A 16,005-nucleotide genomic window follows, 5' to 3' on the forward strand; every position below is an offset into this window, starting at 1 on the left:
GCGCCGCCGCGGCGGCCCCGGCGTCGCCGGGGGGGGGGTTCCCCGGGTCCGCCGGGGGGCGGCCGGCGGCCGGCGCCGCCGTCGCGGCCGTCGCGGCCGCGGCCGCCGGGGCGGCCTTCTCCTTCTTGGGCTTGCGGGTGTCCGTCACGGTCCTCCCCCTGTCCCCGGCTTCGGCGCCCCCGCCCTGGGATTCCGCGGCGGGGCCACGGGCACCGTCCTCCCCAGTCTTGGCCGGTCCGGCGCCCGTGGCTCCACTCACGACTTACTCCTCGTGCTCCCCGGCCGAGGGCTGCGTGCCCTCGGCGGCCTCGACGGCCTGTCCTTCGGCCGCCTCGGTCTCCTCGACCTCGTCAGCTTCCTGACCGGCCTCGGCGTTCCGAGCGATGCCGACCACGGCATCGCGCTTGCCCAGGTTGATCAGCTGGACGCCCATGGTGTCACGGCCGGTCTCCCTGACTTCGTTGACTCGCGTACGAATCACACCACCGCCGAGCGTGATGGCGAGAATCTCGTCCGACTCGTCCACCACGAGCGCCCCGACGAGCGACCCGCGGTCCTCCACGATCTTGGCGGCCTTGATGCCCAGACCACCACGACCCTGGACGCGGTACTCGTCGACCGGCGTCCGCTTGGCGTAACCGCCGTCGGTCGCGGTGAAGACGAACGTACCCGGCCTCACAACGCTCATCGACAGCAGTTCGTCACCCTCGCGGAAGCTCATGCCCTTCACACCGGAGGTCGCGCGGCCCATCGGGCGCAGCGCGTCGTCGGTGGCCGTGAAGCGGATCGACTGCGCCTTCTTGCTGATCAGCAGCAGGTCGTCATCGGCGGAGACCAGCTCGGCGCCGATCAGCTCGTCGTCGCTGCCGTCCTCGGTCTCCCTGAGGTTGATCGCGATGACACCGCCCGAGCGCGGGGAGTCGTAGTCCTTGAGCGCCGTCTTCTTCACCAGGCCGCCCTTGGTGGCCAGGATCAGGTACGGGGCGGCCTCGTAGTCGCGGATCGCGAGGATCTGGGCGATCTTCTCGTCCGGCTGGAAGGCCAGCAGGTTCGCCACGTGCTGCCCGCGGGCGTCACGGCCGGCGTCCGGCAGCTCGTACGCCTTCGAGCGGTAGACCCTGCCCTTGTTCGTGAAGAACAGCAGCCAGTGGTGCGTGGTGGACACGAAGAAGTGGTCGACCAGGTCGTCCTGCTTGAGCTTCGTGCCGCGCACGCCCTTGCCGCCGCGCTTCTGCGAGCGGTAGTCCTCGGTCTTGGTGCGCTTGACGTAACCGCCGTGCGTGATGGTGACGACGATGTCCTCTTCGGCGATCAGGTCCTCGATGGACATGTCCCCGTCGAAGGGCACCAGCTTGGAACGCCGGTCGTCGCCGTACTTCTCGACGATCGCCGCCAGCTCCTCGCTGACGATCGAGCGCTGCTTCTGCGGCGACGCCAGGATCGCGTTGTACTCGTTGATCTTCGCCTGGAGCTCGTCGTGCTCGGCGACGATCTTCTGCCGCTCCAGGGCCGCCAGGCGCCGCAGCTGCATCTCCAGGATCGCGTTCGCCTGGATCTCGTCGATCTCCAGCAGGCCCATCAGGCCCTCGCGCGCGATCTCGACGGTGTTGCTGCGCCGGATCAGCGCGATGACCTCGTCGATGGCGTCCAGCGCCTTGAGCAGGCCGCGCAGGATGTGCGCCCGCTCCTCCGCCTTGCGCAGACGGAACTTCGTCCGCCGGACGATGACCTCGATCTGGTGCTGCACCCAGTGGCGGATGAACGCGTCGATCGACAGCGTGCGCGGCACGCCGTCCACCAGCGCCAGCATGTTCGCGCCGAAGTTCGTCTGGAGGTCGGTGTGCTTGTACAGGTTGTTCAGCACGACCTTGGCGACGGCGTCGCGCTTGAGCACGATCACCAGGCGCTGGCCCGTCCGGGACGAGGTCTCGTCGCGGACGTCGGCGATGCCGCCGATCTTGCCGTCCTTGACCAGGTCGGCGATCTTCTGCGCCAGGTTGTCCGGGTTGGTCTGGTACGGGAGTTCCGTGACCACCAGGCACTGGCGGTTCTGGATCTCCTCGACCTCGACCACCGCGCGCATCGTGATGGAGCCGCGCCCGGTCCGGTACGCCTCCTCGATGCCCTTGCGGCCCACGACCAGCGCGCCCGAGGGGAAGTCGGGGCCCTTGATGCGCTCCAGGAGCGCGTCGAGCAGCTCCTCGTGCGTGGCCTCCGGGTGCTCCAGCGCCCACTGGGCGCCGGCCGCGACCTCGCGCAGGTTGTGCGGCGGGATGTTGGTGGCCATGCCGACCGCGATACCGGCGCTGCCGTTGACCAGCAGGTTCGGGAAGCGGGCCGGCAGGACGGTCGGCTCCTGGTTGCGGCCGTCGTAGTTGTCCGTGAAGTCGACGGTCTCCTCGTCGATGTCCCGGAGCATCTCCATGGCCAGCGGCATGAGCTTGCACTCGGTGTAGCGCATCGCGGCGGCCGGGTCGTTGCCCGGGGAGCCGAAGTTGCCGTTCGAGTCCACCAGCGGCATGCGCATCGACCACGGCTGGGCCAGGCGGACCAGGGCGTCGTAGATGGAGCTGTCGCCGTGCGGGTGGTACGTGCCCATGACGTCACCGACGACGCGGGCGCACTTGTAGAAGCCCTTCTCGGGCCGGTATCCGCCGTCGTACATCGCGTACAGCACGCGGCGGTGCACCGGCTTGAGGCCGTCGCGCACGTCCGGCAGGGCGCGCGAGACGATGACGGACATCGCGTAGTCGAGGTAGGAGCGCTGCATCTCCGTTTCGAGCCCGACGGGCTCGATGCGCAGCACGGGCTGCTCCTCCGCGGGATTCTCTGCGGTGGGGGTGGTTTCGTCGGCCATTGCTGGTCAGAAGTCCTTTCAGGCGGTCAGCGGAGACCGACTCAGATGTCGAGGAACCGAACGTCCTTGGCGTTGCGCTGGATGAAGGAGCGCCGCGCCTCGACGTCCTCGCCCATCAGCACCGAGAACAGGTCGTCGGCCTGGGCCGCGTCGTCCAGGGTGACCTGGCCGAGCACGCGGTGGTCCACGTCCATGGTGGTGACGCGCAGTTCCTCGGCGTTCATCTCGCCCAGACCCTTGAAGCGCTGGATCGAGTCTTCCTTGATCCGCTTGCCGTTCTGCTTGCCGAGCTCCACCAGTGCGTCGCGCTCGCGGTCCGAGTACGCGTACTCGAAGTCGTCCCGGCCCCACTTGATCTTGTAGAGCGGCGGGCGCGACAGGTACACGTGCCCGGCCTCGACCAGCGGGCGCATGAAGCGGAACAGGAAGGTCAGCAGCAGGGTGTTGATGTGCTGGCCGTCGACGTCGGCGTCCGCCATCAGGATGATCTTGTGATAGCGGAGCTTCTCGATGTCGAAGTCCTCGTGCACACCCGTGCCGAAGGCACTGATCAGCGCCTGGACCTCGGTGTTCTGGAGGATCTTGTCGATACGGGCCTTCTCGACGTTCAGGATCTTGCCGCGGATGGGCAGGATGGCCTGGTACATCGGGTTGCGGCCGGACTTCGCGGAGCCGCCGGCGGAGTCACCCTCGACGATGAAGATCTCGCACTTGGTGGGGTCGTTCGACTGGCAGTCGGACAGCTTGCCCGGCAGCGAGGCGCTCTCCAGCAGGCCCTTGCGGCGCGTCAGGTCACGTGCCTTGCGGGCCGCGACGCGCGCCGTGGCCGCCTGGATCGCCTTGCGGACGATGTCCGCGGCCTCGACCGGGTTGCGGTCGAACCAGTCGTTGAGGTGCTCGTGGACGACCTTCTGCACGAAGGTCTTCGCCTCCGTGTTGCCCAGCTTGGTCTTCGTCTGGCCCTCGAACTGCGGCTCGCCCAGCTTCACCGAGATGATCGCCGTCAGACCCTCGCGGATGTCCTCGCCGGCGAGGTTGTCGTCCTTCTCGCGCAGCAGCTTCTTGTCGCGCGCGTAACGGTTCACCAGACCCGTCAGCGCCGCGCGGAAGCCCTCCTCGTGGGTACCGCCCTCGTGCGTGTGGATCGTGTTCGCGAAGGAGTACACGCCCTCCGAGTACTGCGAGTTCCACTGCATCGCGATCTCGACCGAGAGCATCCGCTCCTTGTCCTCGGCCTCGACGTCGATGACGGTCGGGTGGATCAGCTCGCCCTTGCGCGAGTTCAGGTACTTCACGAAGTCGACGATGCCGCCCTCGTAGTGGTACTTGACCGTGCGGGCCTTGGGCTCCTGCACGTCCGCGTCGGGGTTGTCGGCGTCCGCCGTGGCCTTCGCCGACTCGCGCTCGTCGGTCAGCGTCAGGGTCAGGCCCTTGTTGAGGAAGGCCATCTCCTGGAAGCGCCGCGACAGCGTCTCGAAGGAGTACTCGGTCGTCTCGAAGATGTCCCCGTCGGCCCAGAACGTCACCGACGTGCCGTGCTCGTCGGTCTCCTCGTTCCTGGCCAGGGGAGCCGTCGGCACGCCCAGCTTGTAGTCCTGGGTCCAGCGGTACCCGTCCGTCTTGACCTCGACCGCGACCTTGGTCGACAGGGCGTTCACGACGGACACACCGACGCCGTGCAGACCGCCGGAGACGGCGTAGCCGCCGCCGCCGAACTTGCCGCCCGCGTGCAGGACGGTCAGCACGACCTCGACGGCCGGCTTCCCCTCGGACGGCACGATGCCGACCGGGATGCCGCGGCCGTTGTCGACCACGCGCACGCCGCCGTCGGCGAGGATCGTCACGTGGATCGTGTCCGCGTGCCCGGCCATGGCCTCGTCGACCGAGTTGTCGACGACCTCCTGGACGAGGTGGTGGAGTCCACGCTCACCGGTCGAGCCGATGTACATACCCGGCCGCTTGCGGACGGCGTCCAGGCCCTCGAGGACCTGGATCGCACTGGCGTCGTAATTCTTCTCGTTGGAGTCGCCGGAATCGGCCACGAAGCGCCCTTTCTGGCACAGCGCAGCCCGTACTCCGGACCAGCATGTGCGCCGGCGGGAGCGGCCGCGTCGATCTGCGTTGTCTGCGTTGTTCGGTGTCACCCCGCGAACGGGCGGGATTGTCTCCAGTCTACCGGTACCACTGACATGAATGGGGGTTTGCCGGTACCTGAGTCCGCATGTGCCGCCCTGAACCTCCTCTCTCCGACTCCCCATATCCGGGGAGGGGCTCAAAGAGGCTCACACGGGCGTCCAGCGCTTCGGCCTGTCAACCTCTCGCTACCGTGAGGGACGCCGCATTCGGAGGAGCTCGCTCCGGCCCCGCCGGGCTCACTCCGGCGCTGCCGTCGTTCCGGGCACGGGGGCGCGTACGGATCCCCCGGACCCGGCGCGGCCGGGCTCCGCGCACCGGGCCGCCGCGCGGGAGGGCCCGCTCAGCCCCAGGTGTCCCCGGGACCGCTGCTGCCCGGCGCCCGCAGGGGCCCGTACCGCTTCGGGCGCCCGCCCGGACCCTGGACCTTGATCATCCGGACCGTGCCCTGCCCCAGATCGGCGTTCAGCCGCGCCACCAGCTGCGGAGCCAGCAGCTTCAGCTGCGCCGCCCACGCCGAGGAATCACACCGCACGACCAGTTCACGGTCCTCGTAGCGGTCCGGTTCGCAGTGCGCCGCGATCTCCGGGCCGACGATCTCCGGCCAGCGCTCCATCACGCCCGCCACCGCCATCGGCATCTCCCAGCCGCGCTCCGTGCGCAGCCGGTCCAGCGCCGCCATCAGCGGCATCGGATCCCGGCCGTCCGCGCGCGCGCCCGAGCGCAGCCCCGGCTGCCGGCTCCCCTTCTTCCCGCCCGCCGCGTTGCCCCGGGCCCGTGCCTGCTCCCGGGCCGCCGCCAGCGCCTGCCGCGCGAGGTCCACGCCCGAGGGCTCGGGGACCTTGCGCGGTCCTTGAGTGTCTTCGCTCACAGCCGGGTCACCTCACCGCCGGACACCCCGAACCGCGTCCCCGCCAGCACGCCCGGAACATCGTCGTCCACCGCCGCCGTCACCAGTACCTGCTCGCCCGGAGCCACCAGCTCCGCCAGCCGCTCCCGGCGCCGCGCGTCCAGCTCCGCGAACACGTCGTCCAGGATCAGCACCGGCTCGGCGCCCTCCGAGCGCAGCAGCTCGTACGAGGCCAGCCGCAGCGCCAGCGCGTACGACCAGGACTCGCCGTGACTCGCGTACCCCTTCGCCGGGAGGTCGCCCAGCCGCAGCAGCACGTCGTCCCGGTGCGGGCCCACCAGGGTCACGCCGCGCTCGATCTCCTGCTTGCGCACCTCGGCCAGGGCCGCCAGCACCACCTCGTACAGCGCCTCGCGGGTCCGCGCCGCACCGCTGTCCACCGGCTCGCCCGCCGAGGCCTTGTACGCCAGCCCCAGCGGGCCGCCGCCGGGCGCGAGCTGCTCGTACGCCTTGTCCGCCAGCGGCAGCAGCGTCGCGATCAGGTCGAGGCGCTGCGCCAGCAGCTCCGCGCCCGCGCGCGCGAGGTGCTGGTCCCAGACGTCGAGGGTGGACAGGTCCATGGAGCGGCCGCCGTGCCGGCGGGCCATCGCCGCCGACTTCAGGAGGGTGTTGCGCTGCTTGAGCACCCGCTCGTAGTCGGAGCGGACTCCCGCCATCCGCGGGGAGCGGGCCGTGACCAGGTCGTCGAGGAACCGCCGGCGCTCCCCGGGATCCCCCTTCACCAGGGCCAGGTCCTCCGGCGCGAACAGCACCGTCCGTACGATCCCCAGCACGTCCCGCGGCCTGACCTGCGAAGACCGGTTGATCCGGGCGCGGTTGGCCCGCCCCGGGTTCAGTTCCAGCTCCACCAGCTGCCGGCGCTCCCCGTGGGTGACGGCCGCGCGGATGACCGCCCGTTCGGCGCCCATCCGCACCAGCGGGGCGTCCGAGGAGACGCGGTGGCTGCCCAGCGTCGCCAGGTAGCCGATGGCCTCGACCAGGTTCGTCTTGCCCTGGCCGTTGGGGCCCACGAAAGCCGTGACGCCCGGGTCGAGGGGCACCTCGGCCCGGGCGTACGAGCGGAAGTCGGCCAGTGAGAGATGCGTGACGTGCATACGGCGCCGACCTCCCCCGGCTTCCTGCTGCTGTGCTCCGTGCTGCTGCGGAGCGGTCGTGTCCTGCTGTGTACTACTGCGTCCTGCTGTGGATCACTTCTTCTCGACCGCGTGGCCGCCGAACTGGTTGCGCAGCGCGGCGATCATCTTCATCTGCGGGGAGTCGTCCTGGCGGGACGCGAACCGCGCGAAGAGCGAGGCGGTGATCGCGGGCAGCGGCACCGCGTTGTCGATCGCGGCCTCCACCGTCCACCGGCCCTCGCCCGAGTCCTGCGCGAAGCCGCGCAGCTGCTCCAGGTGCTCGTCCTGGTCCAGCGCGTTCACCGCGAGGTCCAGGAGCCACGAGCGGATGACCGTGCCCTCCTGCCAGGACCGGAACACCTCGCGGACGTCGGTGACCGAGTCCACCTTCTCCAGCAGCTCCCAGCCCTCGGCGTAGGCCTGCATCATGGCGTACTCGATGCCGTTGTGGACCATCTTCGCGAAGTGGCCCGCGCCCACCTTGCCGGCGTGCACGGCGCCGAAGTCGCCCTCGGGCTTGAGCGCGTCGAAGACCGGCTGGACGCGCGCGACGTGGTCCTTCGCACCGCCGTACATCAGCGCGTAGCCGTTCTCCAGGCCCCAGACGCCGCCGGAGACGCCGCAGTCGACGAAGCCGATGCCCTTGGCCGCGAGCTCCTCGGCGTGCTTCTCGTCGTCGGTCCAGCGCGAGTTGCCGCCGTCCACGACGATGTCGCCGATCGAGAGCAGCTCCCCGAGCTCGTCGATGGTGGACTGCGTCGCCGCACCTGCCGGGACCATCACCCACACGACACGGGGGGCCGGCAGGCTGTCCACAAGTTCCCGCAGGCTGTGGACGTCGGCGAGGTCCGGGTTGCGGTCGTATCCGATGACGGTGTGGCCTGCGCGGCGGATGCGCTCGCGCATGTTGCCGCCCATCTTGCCGAGACCGACGAGACCAAGCTCCATCAGGTGGTTCCTTAAGCGTTGTGGCCGTCTGTGCCGGGTTCCCGGATTACCCGGGCACCCCGGCTCCGAGCCTACGCCGGGCGGTGCCGCCGGGCGCCACGGGCGCTCCCGGGAGGCCGTACGGGGCAGGGGTGCGGGCCGCCGCGGTACGGGCGGGGCGGTACGGGCAGGGGCGCGAACGACGTCGGGCCAGGCCCCGCAGCCTGCGAGACCGGGCCCGACGTCGGCGTGCGTCAGCCGGACAGGCGCACCGGCATGATCAGGTACTTGTACGCCTCGTCGGCTTCGGCGTCGACCGCGGGACGGCCGCTGAGCAGCGCCGGCTTGGTGGACGTGGTGAAGCTCAGCTGCGCGGCCGGCGAGTCGATCGCGCTCAGACCGTCCAGCAGGAAGGTCGGGTTGAAGGCGATCGAGATGTCGTCGCCCTCGAGCTTGGCGTCCACACGTTCCACAGCCTGTGCATCGTCGGAGGAACCGGCCTCCAGGATCAGCACGCCCTGCTCGAAGCTGAGGCGGACCGGGGTGTTGCGCTCGGCCACCAGGGCCACGCGCTTGACGGCCTCGACGAACGGGGCGGTCTCGATCACGGCGACGGAGTTGAACTCCGTCGGGAACAGCGTGCGGTACTTCGGCAGGTCGCCTTCGAGGAGGCGGGTGGTGGTGCGGCGGCCGGCGCCCTCGAAGCCGATGAGGCCCTCGCCGGCGCCGGAGCCGGACAGCGCCAGGGTGACGGTGTCACCGCTGGTCAGGGACTTGGCGGTGTCCAGGAGCGTCTTCGCCGGCACCAGGGCCACGGCGGAGGCCTCCGGGTTCTCCGGCTTCCACAGGAACTCGCGGACCGCGAAGCGGTAGCGGTCGGTGGAGGCCAGGGTGACGCGGTCGCCCTCGATCTCGATGCGGACGCCGGTGAGCACGGGCAGCGTGTCGTCGCGGCCGGCGGCGATGGCGACCTGGGCGGCGGCGGAGGCGAAGACCTCACCGGGCACGGTGCCGGTCGCGGTCGGCATCTGCGGCAGCGCCGGGTACTCCTCCACAGGAAGGGTGTGGAGTGTGAACCGCGAGGAGCCGCAGACCACGGTCGCCCGTACACCGTCTGTGGAAATCTCCACCGGGCGGTTGGGCAGGGCGCGGCAGATGTCGGCGAGCAGCCGGCCGGAGACGAGGACGGTGCCGTCCTCCTCGACGTCCGCCTCGACGGAGACGCGGGCGGAGACCTCGTAGTCGAAGCCGGAGAGGGACAGGGTGCCCTCCTCGGCCTTCAGCAGCAGGCCCGCGAGAACGGGCACCGGCGGCCGGGCCGGGAGGCTGCGTGCAGCCCAGGCCACCGCCTCCGCGAGTACGTCGCGCTCCACCCGGATCTTCACCGGAACCGCCTCCTGCTGTTGCTCGCTCGTCTGCCGGCCTTCGTCGTCGGCTCGTCGATGCCTCGACCGATGCCGGGGACCAGTCTGACGTACGGCGCCGACAGTCGTTGCTGCCGCCGGTCAAATCGGAAGCGAGGTGTCGGGGAGGGCCGCCCACCGAGTTGTGCACAGGACCTGCTTGAAAACCGAAACCGGCCTAACTCTCTATGGGGGTAGTAGTAGGGCCTGTGGAAACGGTGGATAACCCCGTTCTCGCAGGTCACCCGCCGTTTTTTATCCCCACACCCTGTGGGTGGCACCGGTGGACAACACGGTGCGTCTGTGGAGAACGAAAACTTCTGCACAGGCCATCCCCAGGTGACCCCGACTACTCCACAGGTGTGTCCCCAGCTTTCCCCAGGTACTCCACAGCCCAAACGTCGACTTCCGTGTGACGGCTTTCACTCAGGGCGGTGATCGGGGGTGGGATGTTGCCGAACAGTGGACAGCGATGTGGGTAACCCGCCGCATCCTGTGCACAGGATGCGGGAACCTGTGGGTCGGCGGTGGACAGAGGCGTGGACGAGCCTGTGGACGGAGGTTCTGTCCACAGGCTGTGGATGACGCTTGCGCACAATTCCACAGGGGGCTGACCAGCTCTGATGGTGCCTCACGCCGGAGCCCTGTGGACAGATTGTGGGTGACGCGGGCCGTCCCCACCCTGTGGACGGAAGAAAGTCGCGGAATCTGTGGATGAGTTGCTCCGCAGGGGGCGTATTCGAACAGGTCAGGGGCGCGCGAACGAAGAAGGGCGCCCCCGGAGTACCCCGGGAGCGCCCTCTGGAAGCGTTTGGAGAGGCCCCTGAAGGGGCCGGCAGGCGCTGGTTCAGCCGTTCTTGATGCGGTTGGTGAGCTCGGTGACCTGGTTGTAGATGGAGCGCCGCTCCGCCATCAGGGCGCGGATCTTGCGGTCCGCGTGCATGACGGTCGTGTGGTCGCGGCCCCCGAACTGCGCCCCGATTTTGGGCAGTGAGAGGTCCGTGAGCTCCCGGCACAGGTACATGGCGATCTGCCGGGCCGTGACCAGGACGCGGCTGCGCGAGGAGCCGCACAGGTCGTCCACGGTCAGGCCGAAGTAGTCGGCGGTGGCGGCCATGATGTCCGAGGCCGTGATCTCGGGAGCCGAGTCCTCCCCGCCCGGGATCAGGTTCTTGAGGACGTCCTCGGTCAGGCCGAGGTCCACCGGCTGCCGGTTCAGGCTCGCGAACGCCGTGACCCGGATCAGCGCCCCCTCCAGCTCGCGGATGTTGCGCGAGATGCGGGAGGCGATGAACTCCAGGACCTCCGGCGGGGCGTTGAGCTGCTCCTGTACGGCCTTCTTGCGCAGGATCGCGATACGCGTCTCCAGCTCGGGCGGCTGGACGTCGGTGATCAGGCCCCACTCGAAGCGGTTGCGGAGCCTGTCCTCCAGGGTGACGAGCTGCTTGGGCGGCCGGTCGGAGGACAGCACGATCTGCTTGTTGGCGTTGTGGAGCGTGTTGAAGGTGTGGAAGAACTCCTCCTGCGTCGACTCCTTGCTCGCGAGGAACTGGATGTCGTCGACGAGCAGGATGTCCATCTCGCGGTAGCGCTTGCGGAACGCGTCGCCCTTGCCGTCACGGATCGAGTTGATGAACTCGTTGGTGAACTCCTCGGAGCTCACGTACCGCACGCGGGTACCCGGGTAGAGGCTGCGCGCGTAGTGCCCGATGGCGTGCAGCAGATGCGTTTTGCCCAGGCCCGACTCCCCATAGATGAAAAGAGGGTTGTAGGCCTTGGCGGGCGCCTCGGCGACGGCCACCGCCGCGGCGTGCGCGAAGCGGTTGGAGGCGCCGATGACGAAGGTGTCGAACAGGTACTTGGGGTTCAGCCGGGCGGTCGGCTCCAGCGGGCCCGAGGTGGAGCCGCCCGACGGGGCCGGCGGCGGTGCGGGCCGGCCGGGCGCGGGGCGCGGGGCCGGCTGCTCGTACTGCTGCTGCTCGTACGGGTGGGACTGCTGCGGCGGGCGGGGCTCGTACTGCTGCTGTTCGTACGGCTGCTGTTCATAGGAGCCCTGCTCGTAGCCGCCGGACTCGGACTGCTGGAGGTAGCCCGGCTGCGGGGAGGCGTAGGGGTCGCGCTCGGGGAAGCCGCCGAGGCGGGGTTGCTGCCAGCCGTAGTCGTCCTGCTGGCCGCCGCGGGGCCAGGAGCCGGGCTCGGGGCGCGACTGCTGGTAGTCCGGGTAGGCGGGGCGGGCCGTCGGGAGCTGGTCGTCGGACGGACCGCCGGGGCCGGTGTGACCGGTGTGGCCGCCGTTGCGCTGGCCGCCGTACGGCTCGTAGGACTCGGAGCGCTGCTGCGCGGGCGCGGCCAGGGGCGCGGGCTCGCCGGCCGAGTCGTCCACGGTGATGGCGATGCGGATGGGGCGGCCGCACTCACGGCTGAGCGCATCGCTGATCAGCGGGGCGAGCCGGCCCTCCAGGACGCGCTTGCCGTACTCGTTGGGTACGGCGAGCAGCGCGGTGTCGGCGACGAGTGCAAGGGGCTGGCAGCGCTCCACCCACTGCTTGTCCTTGGGCTCGATGGCCTGCTGTCCCTCCCCGAGGAGCTTCTCGAGCACCCTTGGCCACACTGCGGCAAGATCGGCAGGTACGTCAGCCACAGAGCACGCTCTCTCACAGGGGTCCCACGAATGTGTGGTTCTTTGGGACGGTCGGGACAAAAAATCCGGGATCAGACAACGGTAGTCAGCCCGACGGGTACGGTTCAAGTCGTTGTCCACAGCCTGTGCACAGTGTGGGGGCACGTCGCCTCGGTTTGACCGGATGGCGTAGCCGCGCGTACCGTAACGAGGTCGAGTTGTCGATGGCTGCTGCCGCCTGCCTACCGATGGGCGAAGATCACCTTTTGTGATCGTTTAGCGGTGCCACTCGGGCGAACACGCGAGTTTCCTCGTGGGCGCACGGTGACAGCCAGGCGATGTCCCGCCACAACGATTCATTCTCTGGAGCCCCCGAGTGAGCAAGCGCACCTTCCAGCCGAACAACCGCCGTCGTGCCAAGACCCACGGCTTCCGCCTGCGGATGCGTACCCGTGCCGGTCGCGCGATCCTGGCGAACCGCCGCAGCAAGGGCCGCGCCGCCCTCTCCGCGTAACAACGCGCAGGTCGTGACGTCGTGCTGTCTCCCGAGAATCGGCTGAGGCGGCGCGAGGACTTCGCGAGCGCGGTGCGTCGAGGTCGTCGGGCAGGTCGCCCGCTCCTCGTCGTCCACCTACGAACCAGCGGTGCAACGGACCCGCACGAGCCGGGGGAGATCGATCCCTCGACGCGTGCGGGTTTCGTCGTCAGCAAGGCCGTGGGTGGCGCCGTCGTCCGTAACCGGGTCAAGCGCCGTTTGCGTCACCTTGTCCGCGAGCGGCTCTGTCGCCTGCCCGCCGGTAGCCTGGTGGTGGTGCGGGCGTTGCCCGGAGCGGGTGATGCCGGCGTCGACGAACTGGCCCGGGACCTGGATGCCGCTCTGACGCGGCTCCTGGGAGGCGTGGCTCGATGAAGTACCCGCTGCTCGCATTGATCAAGCTGTACCAGTGGACCATCAGTCCGCTGCTCGGGCCGGTGTGCCGTTATTACCCCTCGTGCTCGCACTACGGGTTCACGGCCATCGACCGGCATGGTGCGGTGAAGGGGACGGTTCTGACCGGCTGGCGGATCCTGCGGTGCAATCCGTGGTCCGCCGGTGGTGTCGACCATGTCCCACCCCGTAAACGCCCGCGTTGGCACGAGCAGCTGCGCAGTGCGTTGCGTAGATCTCGCAATGCTCAAGGAGCCTGATTAGTGGACACGATTGCCAGTTTGTTCAGCTTTATCACCACGCCCGTCTCGTGGGTCATCGTCCAGTTCCACAGCTTGTACGGTGCCATCTTCGGCCCGGACAGCGGCTGGGCCTGGGGCCTGTCGATCGTGTCCCTGGTGGTCTTGATCCGCATCTGCCTGATCCCGCTCTTCGTGAAGCAGATCAAGGCGACGCGTGGCATGCAGGCGCTCCAGCCGAAGATGAAGGCGATCCAGGAGCGCTACAAGAACGACAAGCAGCGCCAGTCCGAAGAGATGATGAAGCTGTACAAGGAGACGGGTACCAACCCGCTCTCCTCGTGCCTTCCGATCATCGCGCAGTCGCCGTTCTTCTTCGCGCTGTACCACGTGCTCTCGGCCATCGCCAACGGCAAGACCATCGGCGTGATCAACGAGTCGCTGCTGGAGAGTGCCCGCCAGGCGCACATCTTCGGTGCCCCGCTGGCTGCGAAGTTCACGGACAGCGAGGAGAAGGTCGCCGCGCTCGGCGCCTCCCTGACCGACGTCCGGATCGTGACCGCGGTCATGATCGTCCTGATGTCGCTGTCGCAGTTCTACACCCAGCGTCAGCTGATGCAGAAGAACGTCGACCTCTCGGTGAAGACGCCGTTCATGCAGCAGCAGAAGATGCTGATGTACATCTTCCCGCTGATCTTCGCGTTCATGGGCATCAACTTCCCCGTGGGTGTCCTCGTCTACTGGCTGACCACGAACGTGTGGACCATGGGCCAGCAGATGTACGTGATCAACCAGAACCCGACGCCGGGCAGCAAGGCGCAGGACCAGTACCTGACCCGTCTGCTGAAGCACGTGACCACGCACGGCGAGGTCAAGGGTCGGGGCAAGAAGAAGATCGTCGCCGCGATCGTGGCCAAGGGCCCGGACCGCAACGACAACGAGCGCAAGTTCATCACGGCTCTCACGAAGCAGGGTCTGGCTGCGCAGGCGGACGGGTCCGTGACCAAGAGCGCCGAGGCCACGGCGGATTCGGATGCGGCGAGCGGTGGTGCGGCCAAGCGGCAGCAGCCGAAGCGGCAGACCAAATCGCAGCGCCAGACGCCCCCCAAGCCCTCTTCCAAGAAGTAAGAAGGAGTCCCTCCCGTGACGGAAGGCACCACCACGGCCGCCGCTGAGAGTGGCGACACCCTCACCCGCCTCGAGCAGGAGGGCGAGATCGCGGCCGACTACCTCGAGGGTCTGCTGGACATCGCCGACCTGGACGGGGACATCGACATGGACGTCGAGGCCGACCGGGCCGCGGTCTCCATCGTCAGCGACTCGGCCAGCCGTGATCTCCAGAAGCTCGTGGGGCGCGACGGTGAGGTCCTGGAGGCGCTCCAGGAGCTGACCCGTCTCGCCGTGCACCGCGAGACGGGTGACCGCAGTCGGCTGATGCTCGACATCGCAGGCTTCCGCGCGAAGAAGCGCGAGGAGCTGGCGGCGCTGGGCGCCAAGGCGGCGGCGGACGTGAAGGCGTCCGGTGAGCCCCTGAAGCTGGCGCCGATGACGCCCTTCGAGCGGAAGGTCGTCCACGACGCCGTGGCGGCTGCGGGGCTGAAGAGCGAGTCGGAGGGCGAGGAGCCGCAGCGCTTCGTCGTCGTGCTCCCGGCCTGACCCCAAGCCTGAGTGTGTTCGGCCCCGTCTGTGTCGCAGACGGGGCCGATGTTTGTCAGCCTGGCAGTGCCTGTCTGGGCGGTGCCAGTTCGTGCAGTGCGTTTTCAACGATCCATGCGGTACGGAAGGACGGTCCCCGTGACGGAGGCAGCGGAGCTTCCCCCGGCGCCTGAAGAGGCGCGCGCGGTGTTCGGCGAGTTTTTCCCGGAAGCTGTGCGGTATGCGGAGCTGCTGGCGGACGCCGGAGTCAAGCGGGGCCTGATCGGCCCGCGCGAAGTGCCCCGGCTGTGGGAGCGGCACCTGCTGAACTGCGCGGTGCTGTCGGAAGTGGTGCCCGAGGGCGTCACGGTGTGCGACGTGGGTTCGGGGGCCGGCCTGCCCGGCATTCCGCTGGCCCTGGTGCGGCGGGATCTGAAGATCACGCTGCTGGAGCCGCTGCTGCGGCGGACGACCTTCTTGCAGGAGGCCGTCGAGCTGCTGGGCCTGGACCACGTCACGGTGGTGCGCGGCCGGGCCGAGGAGGTTCTCGGCAAGGTGCAGCCGGTGCATGTGGTGACGGCGCGGGCCGTGGCTCCGCTGGACCGGCTGGCGGGCTGGGGCGTGCCCCTGCTGCGCCCGTACGGGGAGATGCTCGCCCTGAAGGGTGACACCGCGGAGGAAGAGCTGGTGGCGGCGAAGGTCGCGCTGGCGAAGCTGGGTGTGGTGAAGACCTCGGTGCTCCAGGTGGGCGAAGGGGTGGTCGATCCCCTGTCCACGGTCGTCCGGGTCGAGGTCGGAGAAAGCCCCGGTGGGGTGAGGTTCGCGGCCAAGCGGGCTAAGGCCGCGCGCACCAGCCGGACCCGCCGCCGTCGCTGATGACGGGCGCGTTGCGCCCTATAGGTATGGATTTCGGAGTGTCGTAGCGGCCCGAAGACCCTGTCCGGGCACGGTCCGGGCATCGTGTTTCACGTGAAACGTCGCTCTCTGCTGCACGGAATCATCAGCCGCGGCCGTGCGGCTGCGTCCCCCCGTCACCGCACGGACGAAGGGGGGACGGAGTTGTCCACAACGGTGGATTCATCCACAGGAGTACGGGCCCCGCTGGTTCGCGACCCGGGTGGCATGGCAGGCTCTGTTCATCGCGAGCCTGATGTCGAGGAGAGTGACACCGTGCGGTCCGACGCCAACCTCGCGGGGCCGATGGCCGACCCGGTCCCCGGTCCCCGCTCTGAATCGGC

At 69.1% G+C, this 16,005-nt stretch carries 12 protein-coding genes and 3 pseudogenes; 7 read left to right on the top strand and 8 right to left on the bottom strand.

Annotation, left to right across the window (positions count from 1 at the left end; all coding sequences use genetic code 11):
* Positions 1-262 precede the first annotated feature (262 nt).
* The 8 genes and pseudogenes from gyrA to dnaA (ACFXA3_RS13940) form a co-directional block, all read right to left on the bottom strand.
* Positions 263-2,857 (bottom strand): DNA gyrase subunit A, encoded by a 2,595-nt coding sequence (gyrA, locus tag ACFXA3_RS13905; protein ID WP_385186412.1) that lies wholly within the window; start codon positions 2,855-2,857, stop codon positions 263-265.
* A gap of 41 nt (positions 2,858-2,898) precedes the next feature.
* On the bottom strand, positions 2,899-4,920 hold the full coding sequence (gene gyrB / locus ACFXA3_RS13910) for a DNA topoisomerase (ATP-hydrolyzing) subunit B (RefSeq protein ID WP_385186431.1): 2,022 nt from the start codon (positions 4,918-4,920) through the stop codon (positions 2,899-2,901).
* A 413-nt stretch (positions 4,921-5,333) separates the two neighbouring features.
* Positions 5,334-5,861, bottom strand: a complete 528-nt coding sequence (locus ACFXA3_RS13915) for a DUF721 domain-containing protein (RefSeq protein ID WP_385186415.1) — start codon at positions 5,859-5,861, stop codon at positions 5,334-5,336.
* A complete protein-coding gene (recF, locus tag ACFXA3_RS13920; RefSeq protein ID WP_385186418.1) occupies positions 5,858-6,994 on the bottom strand; it encodes a DNA replication/repair protein RecF in 1,137 nt (378 codons plus the stop codon). Before recF ends, ACFXA3_RS13915 begins: the two co-directional genes overlap by 4 nt.
* Before the next feature lie 93 nt (positions 6,995-7,087).
* Complete coding sequence (gene gnd, locus ACFXA3_RS13925) at positions 7,088-7,963, bottom strand: phosphogluconate dehydrogenase (NAD(+)-dependent, decarboxylating) (RefSeq protein ID WP_385186421.1); 876 nt, start codon at positions 7,961-7,963, stop codon at positions 7,088-7,090.
* A 233-nt stretch (positions 7,964-8,196) separates the two neighbouring features.
* Positions 8,197-9,327 (bottom strand): DNA polymerase III subunit beta, encoded by a 1,131-nt coding sequence (dnaN, locus tag ACFXA3_RS13930; protein ID WP_385186424.1) that lies wholly within the window; start codon positions 9,325-9,327, stop codon positions 8,197-8,199.
* Positions 9,328-10,192: 865 nt separating this feature from the next.
* Positions 10,193-11,605, bottom strand: a pseudogene (dnaA, locus tag ACFXA3_RS13935) (chromosomal replication initiator protein DnaA); the annotation flags it as partial.
* A gap of 77 nt (positions 11,606-11,682) precedes the next feature.
* A pseudogene (gene dnaA / locus ACFXA3_RS13940) lies at positions 11,683-11,986 on the bottom strand (chromosomal replication initiator protein DnaA); the annotation flags it as partial.
* Positions 11,987-12,341: 355 nt separating this feature from the next.
* Here dnaA (ACFXA3_RS13940) and rpmH point away from each other — a divergent pair.
* The 7 genes and pseudogenes from rpmH to ACFXA3_RS13975 all read left to right on the top strand — a co-directional run.
* A complete protein-coding gene (rpmH, locus tag ACFXA3_RS13945) occupies positions 12,342-12,479 on the top strand; it encodes a 50S ribosomal protein L34 (RefSeq protein ID WP_018547628.1) in 138 nt (45 codons plus the stop codon).
* A 21-nt stretch (positions 12,480-12,500) separates the two neighbouring features.
* Positions 12,501-12,875 (top strand): ribonuclease P protein component, encoded by a 375-nt coding sequence (gene rnpA, locus ACFXA3_RS13950; protein ID WP_082411060.1) that lies wholly within the window; start codon positions 12,501-12,503, stop codon positions 12,873-12,875.
* Positions 12,872-13,153: a membrane protein insertion efficiency factor YidD gene (gene yidD, locus ACFXA3_RS13955; RefSeq protein WP_078613072.1), complete on the top strand. Its 282-nt coding sequence runs from the start codon at positions 12,872-12,874 to the stop codon at positions 13,151-13,153. The genes rnpA and yidD overlap by 4 nt, the downstream gene beginning before the upstream one ends.
* A gap of 3 nt (positions 13,154-13,156) precedes the next feature.
* Positions 13,157-14,260 (top strand): membrane protein insertase YidC, encoded by a 1,104-nt coding sequence (gene yidC, locus ACFXA3_RS13960; protein ID WP_054227242.1) that lies wholly within the window; start codon positions 13,157-13,159, stop codon positions 14,258-14,260.
* Positions 14,261-14,275: 15 nt separating this feature from the next.
* Positions 14,276-14,788, top strand: coding sequence for a R3H domain-containing nucleic acid-binding protein (locus tag ACFXA3_RS13965; protein WP_054227241.1), 513 nt, complete (start codon positions 14,276-14,278; stop codon positions 14,786-14,788).
* A 114-nt stretch (positions 14,789-14,902) separates the two neighbouring features.
* Positions 14,903-15,643 (top strand): 16S rRNA (guanine(527)-N(7))-methyltransferase RsmG, encoded by a 741-nt coding sequence (gene rsmG, locus ACFXA3_RS13970; protein ID WP_082411059.1) that lies wholly within the window; start codon positions 14,903-14,905, stop codon positions 15,641-15,643.
* Between the two features lie 246 nt (positions 15,644-15,889).
* Positions 15,890-16,005, top strand: a pseudogene (locus ACFXA3_RS13975) (cobyrinic acid a,c-diamide synthase); the annotation flags it as partial.

Origin of the sequence: Streptomyces sp. NPDC059456 (assembly GCF_042750055.1) — a bacterium.
Lineage (GTDB): Bacteria > Actinomycetota > Actinomycetes > Streptomycetales > Streptomycetaceae > Streptomyces.